Source organism: Mesorhizobium sp. B4-1-1 (genome assembly GCF_006439375.1).
Lineage (GTDB): Bacteria > Pseudomonadota > Alphaproteobacteria > Rhizobiales > Rhizobiaceae > Mesorhizobium.
The window spans coordinates 1-15707 of sequence record NZ_VFTH01000013.1 but is presented as its reverse complement, the minus strand read 5'-3'; the positions used below and the strand labels follow the sequence as shown (position 1 = coordinate 15707).

The following is a 15707-nucleotide window of genomic DNA, read 5'->3' as shown; positions in this document are numbered from 1 at the left end:
ATACGGCCGGTCACGAAAGGGCAGCGCGGGCAATCGCGCTGCCCTTTTCGTTTTTTGAGTTTTTCTTCTGATGCAGGGCGCGGCAAGTCGCCTCGAAAGCAGGCGGTTTCGCTTTCGGGGCTGATTTCCCGGCGCTCCTCTGCTATTGCAGCGCACAAAATCTTAGTTGTTAGGCAATTCCAGACAGAAAGCCGCTCCAGCGCCTGTCCCCTGAATTGCTCAAGAAGGCAAAAGGTGCCAGCCATGATCCGGACCGACGACAGCCGCTATCTGAAAGGCGGCCCGGTCGCCCAGCGCATCGTCGCTTCCGTTCGCGAGGACGCGGCGATCGCCACTGCCGAGGGTTTTCCGCCTAAGCTGGTTTCGATCACCGTCGGCGATATCGCGGCGGTCGATGTCTACGTGCGCAACCAGCGCGCCAAGGCAGCGCTTGCCGGCATCGGCTTCGAGGAGCGGCGCTTCGCCGCCGACATCACCGCCGGCGAGTTGGAGGCCGCGATCCATGGCCTCAACGCCGATCCGCGCGTCACCGGCATCATCATCCAGCGGCCGGTGCCGGCGCATATCCCGATCAAGACGCTGCAGGCGGCGGTACATCCGCTGAAGGACGTCGAGGGCATGCATCCGGCCTCGATCGGCAACATCGTCTACAACCAGCTCGATCTGGCGCCCTGCACGGCGGCGGCCTCGGTCGAACTGCTGAAGGAGACCGGCCTCGAGCTCAAGGGGCTCGAAGTGGTCGTCGTCGGCCATTCCGAGATCGTCGGCAAGCCGATCGCCTTCCTGTTGATGAGCGAGGGCGCGACGGTGACGGTGTGCCACCACATGACGCGCTCGCTGGCGGCCCATGCGCGCCGCGCCGATGCGCTGTTCGTCGCCGTCGGCAAGCCCAGGCTGATCAAGGCCGACATGGTGAAGCCGGGCGCTGCCGTCATCGACATCGGCATCAATTCCGAGGTCGGGCCTGACGGCGAAACCCGTATCGTCGGCGACGTCGATACCGACAGCGTCAAGGAAGTGGCCTCCTGGATCACGCCGGTGCCGGGCGGCGTCGGCCCGCTCACGGTCGCGATCCTCTTGCGCAACACCATGGTGGCGCTCAACCGCCAGCGCGCGCTCTACCGCGCCACCTACGGCGTACCGGATCAGCTCGCGGCGGAGTAGTTATTCCGCGGCGATCAAACCGCTGCCGGAAACGCCTTCCGGCTTCGGACCGCCATAGGCCCAGTCGAGCAACTTTATCGTGTGCACCACCGGCAGCTTCGCCGCGGAGGCGATCTGCGCGATGCAGCCGATATTGCCGGTGGCGACGATCTCGGCGCCGGTCGCCTCGATGTTTTTCACCTTGCGGCCGCGCAGCTTGGCGGAAATGTCGGGCTGCAGGATGTTGTAGGTGCCGGCCGAGCCGCAGCACAGATGCCCCTCGCGCGGCTCGCGCACGACGAAGCCGGCCTTGGCCAGAAGCTCCTTCGGCTGACGCGTGATCTTCTGGCCATGCTGCATCGAGCAGGCGGAGTGATAGGCGACGACCGTGCCCGGCTTGCGCGCCGGCTCCGGCAGGTCGAGGGAGGCCAGATATTCGGTGACGTCCTTGGCCAGCGCCGAGACGCGCGCCGCCTTTTCGGCATAGGCGGGATCCAGACGCAGCATGAAGCCGTAGTCCTTGATCGTCGTGCCGCAGCCGGACGCGGTGATGACGATGGCGTCGAGCCCGCCCTGGTCGATGGCGCGTGTCCAGGCGTCGACATTTTGCCTCGCCGAGGCTAGGGCGGCCGCCTCGCGACCCATGTGGTGAACCAGCGCGCCACAGCAGCCCTCGCCTTCCGGCACCACGACCTCGACGCCGAGCCTGGTCAGCAAGGAGATGGTCGTTTCATTGATGGCGGGGTCGAGCACCGATTGCGCGCAGCCGGTCAGGATCGCCACACGACCACGCCGTATGCCTTGCCCGGCATGCGTGCCTGGTTTCATCATTGGCGATGCCGACGCGATCGAGGACGGCGCGAGCTTCAGCATCGCGGCGACCGGCTTCAGCGCCGGCAGCTTTTCGAACAAGCCGATGAACGGCCGGCCGAGCCCGGCAAGCTTCAACGCGGCGCGGAAGCGGGTCGGGTAAGGCAGCACGAAAGCCAGCATGGCACGCGTCAGCCGGTCGAGCAGCGGCCGTTTGTAAGTCTCCTGGATATGCGCGCGGGCATGGTCGACCAGATGCATGTAGTTCACGCCAGAAGGGCAGGTCGTCATGCAGGCAAGGCAGGACAGGCAACGATCGATATGGGTGACGATCTCCTTGTCCGCCGGCCGACCGTTCTCCAGCATATCCTTGATGAGGTAGATGCGGCCGCGCGGCGAATCCAGCTCGTTGCCGAGCGTCACATAGGTCGGACAAGTGGCGGTGCAGAAGCCGCAATGCACGCATTTGCGCAGGATCTTTTCCGCTTCCGCGACATGCGGGTCGGCGAGCTGCGCTGCTGAGAAATTGGTCTGCATGTCGCGGTCCTAACCCATGCGGCCGGGGTTGAGAATCTGCTTGGGATCGAACTCGGCCTTCAGCCGCGCCGACAATGCCGCAAGATGCGGCGGTTGCGGCTCGAACACCGGTAAGGCCGCGCGATGCGGGGCGGACGCCCGCACCAGCGTCGCGTGGCCGCCGCCATGCTTGCGGATCAATCCGCGCAGCAACTCGGCCTCCGGATCGTCCTCGCGCATCGACAGCCACACCAGGCCGCCCTGCCAGTCGTAGAACGCGTCGACCGCCGCTTGCATGCGCAGCGCCATCACCATGTGATGCGCCTCAGACGGCGCCATCGAGGCGCGCCAGACCGGCCGTGCGCCGCCATCGGCGAAGGGTGCGCAGTCGCGGATATCGCGCCAGATCGTCTTCGACGCCTCGCCCGCGATCTCTTCGAGCGGACCCGCCGTGCCGAGCAACTGCTTCAACGCCTCGATGCGGTAGACGACCGAAGGCCCAAAACCCTCGACCCGCAGCAGCGTGGCGGCATCGCTGCCGTGCTTGCCGCCTGCGACCTTCGCGGCGATGCGCTCCGGCAGATGCGCGGCGCTCGACACTTCGGCGCTGGAGCCGAGCGCCAGCGCCATGGCAGCGGCCGCTGCATCGTCGAGCAGGCCGCGGATGGCAAGGGTCACTTCGGTTTCCGCCGCCGGCAGGATCTTGAAGGTGACGTCGGTCAGCACGGCGAGCGTGCCCCAGCTTCCCGCCATTAGCTTCGACAGGTCGTAGCCGGTGACGTTCTTGACCACGCGGCCGCCCGATTTGAACGCCTCGCCGCGCCCCGAAACAGCGGCAACGCCAAGGATATGGTCGCGCGCCGCGCCGGCCTTGAGGCGACGGGGACCGGAGACGTTCGAGGCAAGCAGGCCGCCGATGGTGCCTTTACCCGGGTCGCCGCCGTGCAGCGGGCCGTAGTCCATCGGCTCAAACGCGAATTGCTGGCCGTTTTCGGCAAGCAGTGTTTCGAGTTCGGCGAGCGACGTGCCGGCGCGGGCCGACAGCACCAGTTCGGCCGGCTCGTAGAGGGTGACGCCGGTGAGTTTCGACAGGTCGAGTGTATGCTCGGTCTGCAGCGGACGACCGATGCCGTGCTTCGAGCCGTGGCCGAGGATTTCCAGCGGCGTTTCTTCCGCCGCTGCCCATTGGACCGTGGAGAGGATTTCGGCGGGTGTGGATGGGGTGAAGGTGGTCATGGCTCCAGTTCCTCGCTCCCCGCAAAGCGGGGGAGAGGTGGCTCGGGCGAAGCCCGAGACGGCGACAGGCCGCGTTCCTTCGCGCCCCCCTCTGTCCTGCCGGACATCTCCCCCACTTGGGGGGAGATTGGCAATTTTTGCCGCCGCGCCTCCCTCGCAACGTCGAAGATTGGCGAAGGCTGCGATGACAGCTGATCTCCCCCCAAGTGGGGGAGATGTCCGGCAGGACAGAGGGGGGCGCGAAGGAACGCAGTCATCCGAAATTGACCGCCCATCAAAACCTCGGAATATCCGGAAACGCCACCTGTCCGCGATGCACATGCATCCTTCCCAGCTCCGCACACCGGCGCAGTTGCGGAAACACTTTGCCGGGGTTGAGCAGATGATTGGGATCGAAAGCGCATTTCACCCGCATCTGCTGGTCGAGGTCGACCTGATTGAACATTTCCGGCATCAGGTCGCGCTTCTCGACGCCGACGCCGTGTTCGCCGGTCAGCACACCTCCGACCTCGACGCAGAGCCGCAATATGTCGGCGCCGAAACTCTCGGCCTTATCGAGTTCGCCCGGCACGTTGGCGTCGTACAGGATCAGCGGGTGCAGATTGCCGTCGCCGGCGTGGAAGACATTGGCGACGCCGAGACCATATTTCTCGGAAAGATCGCGCATGCCGGCAAGCACCCTCGGCAGTTCCTTGCGCGGGATGGTGCCGTCCATGCAGTAGTAGTCGGGCGAGATGCGGCCGACCGCCGGGAAGGCGGCCTTGCGGCCGGCCCAGAAGCTCAGCCGTTCCTCCTCGGATTGCGAGATGCGGCAGGTGGTCGAACCATTGCGATAGGCGATCGCCTCGACTAGGCCGATCAGGTGATCGACCTCGACGCCCGGACCGTCGAGCTCGACGATCAGCAGCGCCTCGACATCGAGGGGATAGCCGGCATGGACGAAATCTTCCGCCGCGTGGATCGCCGGGCGGTCCATCATCTCCATGCCGCCCGGGATGATGCCGGCGCCGATGATGTCGGCGACGCACTGGCCGCCCTCTTCGCTGGTCGGAAAGCCGATCAGCAGCGCGCGCGCCGTCTCCGGCTTCTTGAGGATGCGCACCGTCACTTCGGTGACGACGCCGAGCAGGCCTTCGGAGCCGGTCATGACGCCGAGCAAGTCATAGCCCTCCTGGTCGAGATGGCTACCGCCGAGGCGCACCACCTCGCCATTCATCAGCACCATCTCGATGCCCAGCACGTTGTTGGCGGTGAGCCCGTATTTCAGGCAGTGCACGCCGCCGGAATTTTCCGCGACGTTGCCGCCGATCGAGCAGGCGATCTGGGAGGATGGATCGGGGGCATAGTAAAAGCCCTCCTGCTCGACGGCGGTGGTGATGCCGAGATTGGTGACGCCGGGCTGGGCGACCACGACGCGGTTCGGATAGTCGATCGCCAGGATGCGGTTGAAGCGGCTCATCACCAGCAGCACGGCATCTTCGAGCGGCAGCGCGCCGCCCGATAGCGAGGTGCCGGAGCCGCGCGGCACGACGCGAATGTTGCGCTCGTTGCAGTATTTCAGGACGCGGGAGACCTGCGCCACCGTCTCCGGCAGCACGACGACCAGCGGCAGTTGCCGATAGGCGGTGAGGCCGTCGCTTTCGAAGGCGCGCATTTCATTGGCCGCGTCGACGACCCCCTCGCCCGGCACGATGATGCGCATGTCGGCGACGATCTCGGCGCGACGGCGCAGCGTTTCGGCATCTGGCTTGGGCATGGCTAGGCCGGACATCGGGCAGCCTCATCTGGCTTTGACTGGTCAAAATCCTTTACCAGTTCGTCGCATCCGTTGCAAACGCTGCTTTGATCGCGTTCCACGCCAACCGTAAACGCAAGCTTCCGCAGCGGCAATCTGCCGCTGCGGCCCGGGTCGGGTCCGAATGAAGCTTGGCTGCTTATTCGCCCGGATGCTTCGCCGGCTCCGAATGCATCTTGCGTACGCGGCGTACGCCCCACCATACAAGCAGGATGGCGACCGGCACGGAGGCCGCGGTAACGACTTCCGGCGCGAAAGCGTGGCCGAAGACCGAGGCTCCCTTGGCGAGATAGCCGATGAGGCCAACGACATAGTATGACACGGCGGCGACCGAGAGGCCCTCGACGGTCTGCTGCAGGCGCAGTTGCAGCCGGGCGCGGTTGTTCATCGAGGCGAGCAGGTCGCGGTTCTGCTTCTCCACCTCGACATCGACCCAGGTGCGCAGCAGCGTGGTGGCGCGGGTGAGTTTTCGCGACAGGTTGGCCTGGCGCTCCTCGACCGAGCGGCAGGTGCGCATGGCCGGCGCCATGCGCCGCAAGAGGAAGCCCGCCCAGGTGTCGTAACCCTGCACCGGCTCTTCATCCAGTGCTTCCAGTCTTTCGGTGACTATGCCGTCATAGGCGCGGCTGGCGCCGAAGCGATAGAGGCTGGATGCGGCGTCGGCCTCGAGCTCCGCGGCAAGTTCGGTAAGATCGGCGAGCAATGTCTGGCTGTCGCGGGTTTGGACCGCCTTCATTTCCAGCGTGGTCTGCGCCAGGCGGTCCTCGATGCGACGGGCGCGGCCGGACAGCGTCAACGCCATCGGCAGGCCAAGCATGGCGAGCGTGCGATAGGTCTCGATGTCGATCAGGCGCTGCGACAAGGCGCCGGTGCTGGCCGGCGTCAGGCCGCGATCGAGCACCAGCATGCGCGTCAAGCCGTCGCCGTCCTGGCGGAAATCAGTGATGATGGCGGCGGCGCCTCGCTCGACCAGCGAATAGCACAGGCTGGTCGGGTCGAAGCCGGCAACCAGTCTTTCGCTCGTCTGCGTCCATTTGCGGATTTCGAGGCGGATGCCGGAAATCACGGTGCCCGGTGGCGAAAAACCGTTGCCGAAGGGCGAATCCTCCTGCGCTCGGGCGTTTTCGGCCAGCGGCCCTTCCCAAAGATAGGTCGAGAATTCCGTGTGCCGCTCCCAGCGCAGCGTGCCCTTGCCCCATTTCATGGCATGGTGGCGCGCATTGCGCTCGGGCGCGGCGATACCCAGCCGCCGCGACAGCTCCGAAAGCACGGCATGGTCGACAGCGGCGCCGCCCTCGGTCATGAAGGAAAGCTGGATCAGCACCCGCGGTTTCTCGATCAGCGGGTGCGGACGCGCATGGACTTCGCCCAGCGCGCCAGGTCGCCCCTCATGCGCCGGGAAGCCCATCACGCTGCCTTGGGCGCGCGGCTGGAATTCGAATTTGGACGTCTCGTCCGACACGGCTGGTCCCCCTGGTTTCGACCCATCGTGCAATCCGGTCGTCTTGCGGCAATCGGCGGGACGCGTAAACAGCAAATATTGGCGTCCGGAGAGGCTGAAGCGCTACGAACTCTGCGACCAGACTGGACGAATTGGATAAATAATTTGACCAGTTGGCAACAGAGGCTTTAATCTGGATCATCTCCATCCCGTTCTCCAGGCGTCTCTTTGAGCGACATTTTCTCCAGGATCGAACATTCGCGCACCGCCGACGAGGTGGTGCAGCAGATCGAGAGCCTGATCCTCGAAGGCGTGCTGCGCACCGGCGACCGGCTGCCCGGCGAGCGCGAGCTGGCGCGCCAGTTCGACGTGTCGCGGCCGATCCTGCGCGACGCGCTGAAGGCGCTGGAGGGCCGTGGGCTGCTGACGACCAAGGCCGGTGGCGGCACGCATGTCGCCGACGTGATCGGCCAGCTCTTCACCAAGCCGGTGACGGACTTGATCTCCACGCACCGCAAGGCGGTGACGGATTATCTGGAATACCGGCGTGAGATCGAGGCGGTGGCGGCCGAGTATGCGGCTCGCCGGGCGACGCCGGAGGATCTGGCCTTGCTCGACCGCATCATGGCGCGCATGGACGAAGCGCACCGGACCGGCGACTTCGACGACGAGGCGGAAATCGACGTCGAGTTCCACCATGCGGTGTGCGAATGCGCGCACAACATCATCCTGCTGCACACGCTGCGCTCCTGTTACCGGCTGCTCTCCGAGGGCGTGTTCCAGAACAGGCTTCTGGTGTTCGGCGTGCCCGGCGCGCGCGAGGCACTGCTCGCGCAGCACCGTGCGATCCATATCGCGATCAAGACCGGCGATCCGATCGCGGCGCGCAAGGCGGCGATGGACCACATCACCTATGTCGAACGCTCGATGGCGGAAGCCGAGCGCAGCGGCGACTGGCAGCGCGTGTCCAGGCTGCGCCTCAGACAGCGCTCGGACGCCGGCGACATCGAACCCACACGAAGACGCTCCTAAGCACAGATTAGCGGGACAACCATGAGCGAAATCCTCACCATCGCCGACCTCAAGGACCTGGCACGCCGCAGGGTGCCGAAGATGTTCTTCGATTACGCCGATTCCGGCGCCTGGACGGAGAGCACCTACCGGGCCAACGAAGAGGATTTCGGCAAGATAAAGTTCCGCCAGCGCGTGCTGGTCGACATGAGCAACCGCTCGCTGGAATCGACCATGATCGGCGAGAAGGTGGCGATGCCGGTGGCGCTCGCCCCGACCGGGCTTACCGGCATGCAGCATGCCGATGGCGAGATGCTGGCGGCGCAGGCGGCAGAAGCGTTCGGCGTTCCGTTCACGCTATCGACCATGAGCATCTGCTCGATCGAGGATGTCGCCTCGGTGACCAAAAAGCCGTTCTGGTTCCAGCTCTACGTGCTGCGCGACAAGGATTTCGTGCTCAACCTGATCGACAGGGCCAAGGCGGCGAAATGCTCGGCGCTGGTGCTGACGCTCGACCTGCAAATCCTGGGACAGCGCCACAAGGATGTCCGCAACGGGCTTTCGGCACCGCCCAAGATGACGCTTGCCAACATCATCGACCTGGCGCTGAAGCCGCGCTGGTGCCTGGGGATCGCCGGCACCCCGCGCCGCACCTTCCGCAACATCGTCGGCCACGCCAAGGGCGTCGGCGACGTCTCTTCGCTGTCGTCCTGGACGAATGAGCAGTTCGATCCGCAGCTGTCGTGGAAGGATGTCGCCTGGATCAAGGAGCGCTGGGGCGGCAAGCTGATCCTGAAGGGCATTCTCGACAAGGAGGACGCCTTGATGGCGGCGCAGACCGGCGCCGACGCGATCGTCGTCTCCAACCATGGCGGACGTCAGCTCGACGGCGCCGCTTCCTCTATCTCCGTGCTGGAAGAGATCGCCGACGCCGTCGGCGACAGGATCGAGGTGCATATGGACGGCGGCATCCGCTCCGGCCAGGACGTGCTCAAGGCGCTCTGCCTCGGCGCCAAGGGCACCTATATCGGCCGCCCTTTCCTCTATGGCCTCGGAGCCATGGGCAAGGATGGCGTCACCAAGGCGCTCGAAATCATCCGCAAGGAAATGGACATCACGCTGGCGTTGTGCGGCAAGCGTCTGGTGACCGACATGGGCAAGGATCAGCTTCGGCGCTAGCGCGCGGCGAGCGCCTCATCGCGGACATGGCAAGGACAAGCTGCGGCGCTAGGGCGTTGTTCATCGATTGGTCCTAGCTTGCGCGCGGCGACCAACACGAAAAGACAGGTTCCTTGACCGAAACCGGCATCCACTACCTCGACGCAAGCGGGCCGGAAGGCATGCGGCTTTATGCCATCGGCGATGTGCATGGGCGGCACGACCTGCTCGCCGCCATGCACCGGCGCATCGAGAGCGAACTGGAATATGCGCCCGCGTCCGACTGGCGCATCATCCATCTCGGCGACTATGTCGACCGCGGACCGGACTCCAGGAGCGTCATCGATTTCCTGATCGAGGCGCAGAAACGCGATCCGCGCAACATCATACTCGCCGGCAACCACGACATCGGCATGCTCGAATTCCTTGCCGATGCCGAGCCGGACGGCCTGTTCATGAATTACGGCGGCGTGCAGACGGCGCAATCCTATGGCGTGGATCTGCTGCGCGACGGCCATTGGTTCGGCAAGGCGGAAGCGATCGCGCGGGGACATATGGCCCTGGTGAAAGCGGTGCCACGCAGCCATGTCGATTTCCTGCAATCGCTGGCTTTTTCGGTGAGTTTCGGCGACTTCTTCTTCTGCCATGCAGGGATAAGGCCGGGCGTGCCGCTCGACCGTCAGAGCCAGCAGGACTTGATCTGGATCCGCGATGCTTTCCATGACCACCCCGGTCTCTTTCCCAAGGTGATCGTGCATGGGCACACGCCGGTACCCGTGGCCGAGGTCAAGGCCAACCGCGTCAATGTCGACACGCTTGCCTGGAAATCCGGAACGCTGAGCGCGCTCGCCATCGATGGCGGCGACAAACGCATCATCGCCGTGCAGGGAAAGGCGTTTTAGGCGCTACCCCCGGCGCGGATGTGCCTCAGATTTTGTCGGGATCTAGTTCAGCGAGGCGGTGACGCCGTAGCCGTCGACGGCCCGGTGGTTGGTCGCTGCGTCGGCGGCATAAATGCCCAGGCCGCAGAGCACGATGGCAGACAGCATGACAAAAGACAGGAGAGCTGCTTTCACGGACGTCATCTCTGGTTAAGCTTTCTGCATCTGGGCACGAGGCGGTTACCAATGCGTTGAAACGATAAAATGCGTCTCAATGTTTCGACGATTTCGCGCTTCTAAGCAGATTCTGTATCGCCGGTGTGTCGGCTGGATCACACAAAAGGTTCATGGCGGTTGCACCGACGATACAAAGCGCGCCCTCTTAAGCGAGCGGCCGGACACAAACCAAGAAAGAAGAATGTTGTCCCCAGGCGGAAACCAGCAAGCGTGCCAATTATGCCACGCCTCGTGCTGGACCGGCGCCGCTTAGGTGTGTTGAGGCCAGGCCGGCATCAGCTGAGTATCGGGCAAGCCTTTAGATCGTCGCCACCCAGGCGCGGGCAATCGCCAGCCCGGCGGCGTCGGCGTCGGCGCCATTGCGGGCCAGCTCGTCGTCGAGCCGGTCGTTCCAGTCGGGATGGCGCTCGGCGATCATTCCAGCGAAGGACGTGCTCCAGTCGCGCACCATCGGCGTATCCGCCTCGAAGTGGAACTGGAAGCCATAGACGGCGCGGCCGAGGCGGAAGGCCTGGTTTTCGGCGATTGAGCTGCCGGCCAGCCGCACGGCGTTTTCCGGCAGGCCGAACGTGTCGTCATGCCATTCGAAGATCGGGAATTTCTCGGGCAGCGCCGCAAGGACCGGATCCGATTTGGCGGCCGGTGTCAGCGACACCTTATGCCAGCCGAACTCGGTGGCGCCGCCGATCTGGTTGGCGCCACCAAAGGCGCGCGCCACAAGCTGGCTGCCAAGGCATATGCCGAGCACCGAACGATCCTTGTCGGCGAAATCGCGGGTCAGGTCGAGCAATGCAGGGAAGTAGGGGCAGATCTCGTCGTCGAGCGCGTTCTGGGCGCCGCCCAACATCACCATGGCGTCATGCTCGCTGCTGTCCTGCGGCAGCGCTTCGCCGTGGTAAGGCTTGCGCAGATCGATGTCGGCGCCGGCTTCCATAAGGGCGGCGCCGATCTGGCCAAGGCCCTCATTGTCGAAATTCTGGACGACCAAAACCCGCATCGAAAACCTGCTGACATGAAAATGCTGGGGCGAGCGATATCATGCTGCCCGTGTTTCAGCCAAGATGCGCAGCGGAGAGAAAGATATGCCACTGCAGAACCGGGTCGATCCCTTCGGCGCTATCCATGCCGTGCCGGAACGAGGCCTGTTCACCGGCAATCGCGGCATCATCCATGACCCGGAGACGAAGACGCTTCTGAAGAAGCGCTGGGCCTTGCCGGCCTGGATCATCTGCGTCTGCCAGTTCCGCAATGTCCGGCGCGAGCCGATGGGCCGCAATCGGCCTGGCGGCAAGGCCGGGTGGACCGAGCTCTTCTTCCTCGACGAGGTGACGGCATTGGCCGCCGGCCATCGGCCCTGTTTCTTCTGCCGGCGCGAACGGGCGACCGATTTCGTGAGCCGCTTCGGCGAAGCGTTCGGCATTGAACTCCCCCGCGCGCCGATGGTCGACAAGCGGCTGCACAAGGAACGGCTGGCCTCGGGCGGACAGCCGCCCGTCGTGACCACATCGCAGCTTGGCGCCCTGCCTGATGGCACGATGATCGCGGACGGCGACGTGGCTTATGCGCTGCGCGCCGGCGCGGCACGCAAATGGTCGTTCGCGGGCTACGCCAGTCCAATTGGCTTCGATCGCCTGGACGACCGGCCACTGCGCCTGCTGACGCCGGCGACCAGCATCGCGGTGTTGCGGCAAGGCTTTGCGCCAGCCTGGCATCCGACCGCCGATACTTGACGACGCCCAGCGCCTCGCCCATTGCCAGGCAGATATTGTGGGATGTCCCGTGAATATCTGCTTAGATTCCCTTGTTTTTCGCAGGTTCTGATCGCAAAACCGCGAGACACTTTTGCGGAACCTGCTTGGGCCATGCGCGCCAATTACAAAATGCAACGCCTGTTCGTGCCGGACGATCTCGGGCCCGGCCTCGAATTCGACGCTGGACAGCAGCAGAGCCACTATCTCGCCCATGTACTGCGGCTCGGCGAAGGCGCCGAGGTCCTGCTTTTCAATGGCCGCGATGGCGAATGGTCGGCTTCGATCGCCGCGAAGTCCAAGAAGGCGGTCCGGCTGAAGGTGCTCGAGCTGCAGCGGCCGCAGCCGCCGCTGCCCGATCTCGTCTATTGCTTTGCACCGCTGAAGCAGGGCCGGCTCGATTACCTGGTGCAAAAAGCCGTCGAGATGGGGGCCGGTGAATTGCAGCCGGTCATCACCCAGCACACGCAGGTGGCAAAGCCCGGCATCGATCGGCTGCGCGCCAATGTCGTCGAGGCGGCCGAGCAATGCGGAATCCTGGCGGTGCCGGAGGTGCGCGAAGCGGAAAAGCTGGAACGGCTGCTTGCCAATTGGGACAAGGAGAGGCGTCTGATCGTCTGCGACGAGGATGCCTCGACCAACAATCCGCTGCCGGCCTTGCAAGCGGTGAGTGAGAAGAAACTTGCGCTTCTGGTCGGACCCGAGGGCGGATTTTCCGACGACGAGCGCAAGATGCTGAGAGCCTTGCCTTTCGTCACCGCCATTCCGCTCGGGCCACGCATCCTGCGCGCCGACACGGCGGCGGTGGCAGCATTGGCGGCGATCCAGGCGACGATCGGCGACTGGTAGGATCTTTCCTTCTCCCCTCGTGGGAGAAGGGAAGGCGAGCCACGCAGATCAAATCCAGTTGAGCCGTGGCTCAGGATTTTTCGCTTGATCGGCTACTGACATTTCGTCCATCTAGCGCCCGGCGGTCGACCGACCGCTGCGGAGGGCATTTTTTATGGCGCGCGACACAACCGATACCCAGCCCATCGAAGGCATCGACGAACTGGTTGGCTATCTGGCCGCCGGCAACAAGCCGCGCGACAAATGGCGCATCGGCACCGAGCACGAAAAATTCCCCTTCTATGTCGACGGCAACGCGCCGGTGCCCTATGGCGGCGAACGCGGCATCCGCGCCATCCTCGAAGGCATGCAGCAAAAGCTCGGCTGGGATCCGATCATGGATGCCGGCCGCATCATCGGCCTGGTCGAGCCGACCGGCCAGGGCGCGATCTCGCTGGAGCCCGGTGGACAGTTCGAACTGTCCGGCGCGCCGGTGGAATCGATCCACCAGACCTGTCGCGAGGGCAATGCGCATCTGGCGCAGGTGCGCGAGATCGCCGAACCGATGGGTATTCGCTTCCTCGGCCTTGGCGGCAGCCCGAAATGGTCGCTTGCCGACACGCCGAAAATGCCGAAGTCGCGCTACGAGATCATGACCCGCTACATGCCGAAGGTCGGCACCAAGGGCCTCGACATGATGTACCGCACCTGCACGATCCAGGTGAACCTCGACTTCGAGAGCGAAGCCGACATGCGCCGCAAGATGCAGGTGTCGCTGAAGCTGCAGCCGCTGTCGACGGCGCTGTTTGCCAACTCGCCCTTCACCGAGAGCCGGCCGAACGGCCTGCAGAGCTGGCGCGGCGACATCTGGCGCGATACCGACAACCAGCGCTCCGGTATGCTCGAATTCTGCTTCTCGCCCGATTTCGGCTTCGCCGACTACGTCGAATGGGCGCTCGACGTGCCGATGTATTTCGTCATCCGCGACGGCCATTATCACGACATGACGCGCTACACGTTCCGCCAGTTCATGGAAGGCGCCGCGCGCAACGAGATTCCCGATGGGCTGCCGACGATGGGCGATTGGGCAAACCATCTCTCGACCCTGTTTCCCGACGTGCGCTTGAAACGTTTCCTCGAAATGCGCGGCGCCGACGGCGGCCCGTGGCGGCGCATCTGTGCCCTCCCCGCCTTCTGGGTCGGGCTGCTCTATGACGAGCAGGCGCTGGATGCCGCCGAGGCGCTGACGGCGAGCTGGACCTACGAAGAAGCCCTGGCGATGCGCAACGCCGTGCCGGAGCAAGGCATTGCGGCGCCATTCCGCAATGCCACCCTGCGCGACGTCGCCCGCGACGTGCTCGCCATCTCGCGCGTGGGGCTCAAGAACCGCGGCAAGAAGAACCGCGACGGCTATGACGAGACCTCGTTTCTCAACACACTCGACGAAGTGGTCGCGCGCGGTACGACCAGCGCCGAGGAGATGCTGTCGGCCTATCACACGCGCTGGGGCGGCTCGATCGAGCCGGTGTTCATGGAGTATGCCTATTAACCGTCGGGGTTCCGCGTGACGGTGGCGCGACGAAAGCCGCTTCAATCAGGAATGGAAACGAACTAGGTTTCTTCCACGAGGATGTTCTCGGAGGAGATGCCAATGCCTTCCTTGTTCGACATATTCGCTCAAGCCCAGAACGGCGCCGGCATGCAGGCGCTGGCCCAGCAATACGGGCTTTCGATGCAGCAGACGCAGGCCGCGGTGCAGGCGTTGCTGCCCGCCTTCTCGCAAGGGCTGCAGCGCAATACCGCCGATCCCTACGGGATGGGCGCCTTCATGACGGCGATGGCAAGCGGCCAGCACGCCAAGTATTTCGAGGACGCCACGAGGGCCTTTTCCCCGCAAGGCATCGATGAGGGCAACGGCATTCTCGGCCATCTGTTCGGATCGAAGGACCTGTCGCGCGCCGTGGCGAGCCAGGCCGCGCAGGCGACGGGATTGAGCCAGCAGGTGCTGCAGCAGATGCTGCCGGCCTTGGCCTCGATGATGATGGGCGGGCTGTTCAAGCAGACCAACAATCAATTGAGTGGGGGGCAGATGCAGGCCGCCGGCGGTTTCGGTGGTGGCAACAATCCGCTCGGCGAGATCATCGAGGAGATGATGCGGCAGAGCGGCGTTGCGCCGGCGCCGCAGCAACGCCAGGCGCCGCAGCCCGCGCCCAATCCCTATGGGGAGAACCCGCTCGGCAAAGTGCTGCAGGACATGTTCGGCGGCGGCGGGCCGCAGCCGCAAAACCAGCCCCAGCAGGCGCCCAGTCCGTACGGCGAAAACCCGCTCGGCAAGGTGCTGCAGGATATGTTCGGCGGCGGTGCGGCGCAGCAGCCGCAGCAGACTCAACCACAGCAGACGCAAAGCCCCTATGGCGGCAACCCGCTCGGCAAGATCTTCGAGGAGATGCTGCGCCAGGGCGGCGGCGGTTTCGGCATGCCTGGGGGACAACCGGCGCCCCAGCCGCAGCCGCAGCAAAGCGCGCCGCAACAACCGCAGACCAACCCGAGCGGCCGGCCGCGAAATCCGTTCGACGACATCTTCGGCAAGATGTTCGAGACCGGTGCCCAGCAGCGCGACGAATATGAAAAGAATGTCGGGACGATCTTCGATCAGTTCAAACGCGACATGGACCGGCGCTAGGTAGCGCGTCGACGGCGAGGTCGTCATCCACGGGCGGAGCGACGCGAAGCGGAGCGTAGACCCGAGGATCCATGCCGTTACCTTCGCCGAAGGGTGCAGCGGAGCAGAATTCTGCACAGTACATCAACGTCACGGCATGGATTCTAGAGTCTTTCACGTTTTGACGGATGCGTATCCGGAGTTTGCGAAGTAGTTGCTGCATTCGGCTGCCTCGATAGTT

At 64.5% G+C, this 15707-nt stretch carries 14 protein-coding genes; 8 read left to right on the top strand and 6 right to left on the bottom strand.

From position 1 onward, the window contains the following. Positions 1-243 precede the first annotated feature (243 nt). Positions 244-1164 carry a bifunctional 5,10-methylenetetrahydrofolate dehydrogenase/5,10-methenyltetrahydrofolate cyclohydrolase gene (locus tag FJW10_RS18615; protein ID WP_140833499.1) on the top strand — a complete coding sequence of 307 codons (921 nt, stop codon included), beginning with the start codon at positions 244-246 and terminating at the stop codon, positions 1162-1164. Here FJW10_RS18615 and glcF read toward each other — a convergent pair whose 3' ends face one another. The 4 genes from glcF to FJW10_RS18590 form a co-directional block, all read right to left on the bottom strand. Beyond that, positions 1165-2490, bottom strand: a complete 1326-nt coding sequence (gene glcF, locus FJW10_RS18610; protein ID WP_140901191.1) for a glycolate oxidase subunit GlcF — start codon at positions 2488-2490, stop codon at positions 1165-1167. Between the two features lie 9 nt (positions 2491-2499). Continuing rightward, the gene (locus FJW10_RS18605) at positions 2500-3705 is read right to left on the bottom strand and encodes an FAD-binding protein (protein ID WP_140901190.1); all 1206 of its coding nucleotides are present in this window, start codon (positions 3703-3705) and stop codon (positions 2500-2502) included. Positions 3706-3979: 274 nt separating this feature from the next. Then, a complete protein-coding gene (locus FJW10_RS18595; protein ID WP_140901189.1) occupies positions 3980-5476 on the bottom strand; it encodes an FAD-linked oxidase C-terminal domain-containing protein in 1497 nt (498 codons plus the stop codon). 163 nt (positions 5477-5639) lie between these two features. After that, positions 5640-6962 (bottom strand): DUF3422 family protein, encoded by a 1323-nt coding sequence (locus FJW10_RS18590; protein ID WP_140901188.1) that lies wholly within the window; start codon positions 6960-6962, stop codon positions 5640-5642. Between the two features lie 207 nt (positions 6963-7169). Between FJW10_RS18590 and FJW10_RS18585 the strand changes: the two genes are divergently transcribed. The 3 genes from FJW10_RS18585 (at position 7170) to FJW10_RS18575 (ending at position 10012) form a co-directional block, all read left to right on the top strand. Continuing rightward, the gene (locus FJW10_RS18585; protein ID WP_140901187.1) at positions 7170-7973 is read left to right on the top strand and encodes an FCD domain-containing protein; all 804 of its coding nucleotides are present in this window, start codon (positions 7170-7172) and stop codon (positions 7971-7973) included. A gap of 21 nt (positions 7974-7994) precedes the next feature. Continuing rightward, positions 7995-9131, top strand: a complete 1137-nt coding sequence (locus tag FJW10_RS18580; RefSeq protein WP_140901186.1) for an alpha-hydroxy acid oxidase — start codon at positions 7995-7997, stop codon at positions 9129-9131. Positions 9132-9244: 113 nt separating this feature from the next. Then, positions 9245-10012 (top strand): metallophosphoesterase, encoded by a 768-nt coding sequence (locus FJW10_RS18575; protein WP_140901185.1) that lies wholly within the window; start codon positions 9245-9247, stop codon positions 10010-10012. 42 nt (positions 10013-10054) lie between these two features. Here the strand turns inward: FJW10_RS18575 and FJW10_RS30975 are convergent, their stop codons facing one another. Beyond that, positions 10055-10186 carry a hypothetical protein gene (locus FJW10_RS30975; RefSeq protein ID WP_263481599.1) on the bottom strand — a complete coding sequence of 44 codons (132 nt, stop codon included), beginning with the start codon at positions 10184-10186 and terminating at the stop codon, positions 10055-10057. A 340-nt stretch (positions 10187-10526) separates the two neighbouring features. After that, the gene (locus FJW10_RS18565; RefSeq protein WP_140901184.1) at positions 10527-11225 is read right to left on the bottom strand and encodes a type 1 glutamine amidotransferase; all 699 of its coding nucleotides are present in this window, start codon (positions 11223-11225) and stop codon (positions 10527-10529) included. Between the two features lie 85 nt (positions 11226-11310). On the opposite strand from FJW10_RS18565, the gene FJW10_RS18560 reads away from it, so the two are divergent. The 4 genes from FJW10_RS18560 to FJW10_RS18545 all read left to right on the top strand — a co-directional run bounded on the left by FJW10_RS18560 (position 11311) and on the right by FJW10_RS18545 (position 15487). Beyond that, complete coding sequence (locus FJW10_RS18560) at positions 11311-11958, top strand: hypothetical protein (protein WP_140901183.1); 648 nt, start codon at positions 11311-11313, stop codon at positions 11956-11958. A 132-nt stretch (positions 11959-12090) separates the two neighbouring features. Continuing rightward, positions 12091-12825: a 16S rRNA (uracil(1498)-N(3))-methyltransferase gene (locus FJW10_RS18555; RefSeq protein ID WP_140901182.1), complete on the top strand. Its 735-nt coding sequence runs from the start codon at positions 12091-12093 to the stop codon at positions 12823-12825. 154 nt (positions 12826-12979) lie between these two features. Next, positions 12980-14353 carry a glutamate--cysteine ligase gene (locus tag FJW10_RS18550; RefSeq protein ID WP_140901181.1) on the top strand — a complete coding sequence of 458 codons (1374 nt, stop codon included), beginning with the start codon at positions 12980-12982 and terminating at the stop codon, positions 14351-14353. A gap of 102 nt (positions 14354-14455) precedes the next feature. After that, positions 14456-15487, top strand: a complete 1032-nt coding sequence (locus FJW10_RS18545; RefSeq protein WP_140901180.1) for a DUF937 domain-containing protein — start codon at positions 14456-14458, stop codon at positions 15485-15487. Positions 15488-15707: the final 220 nt, after the last annotated feature.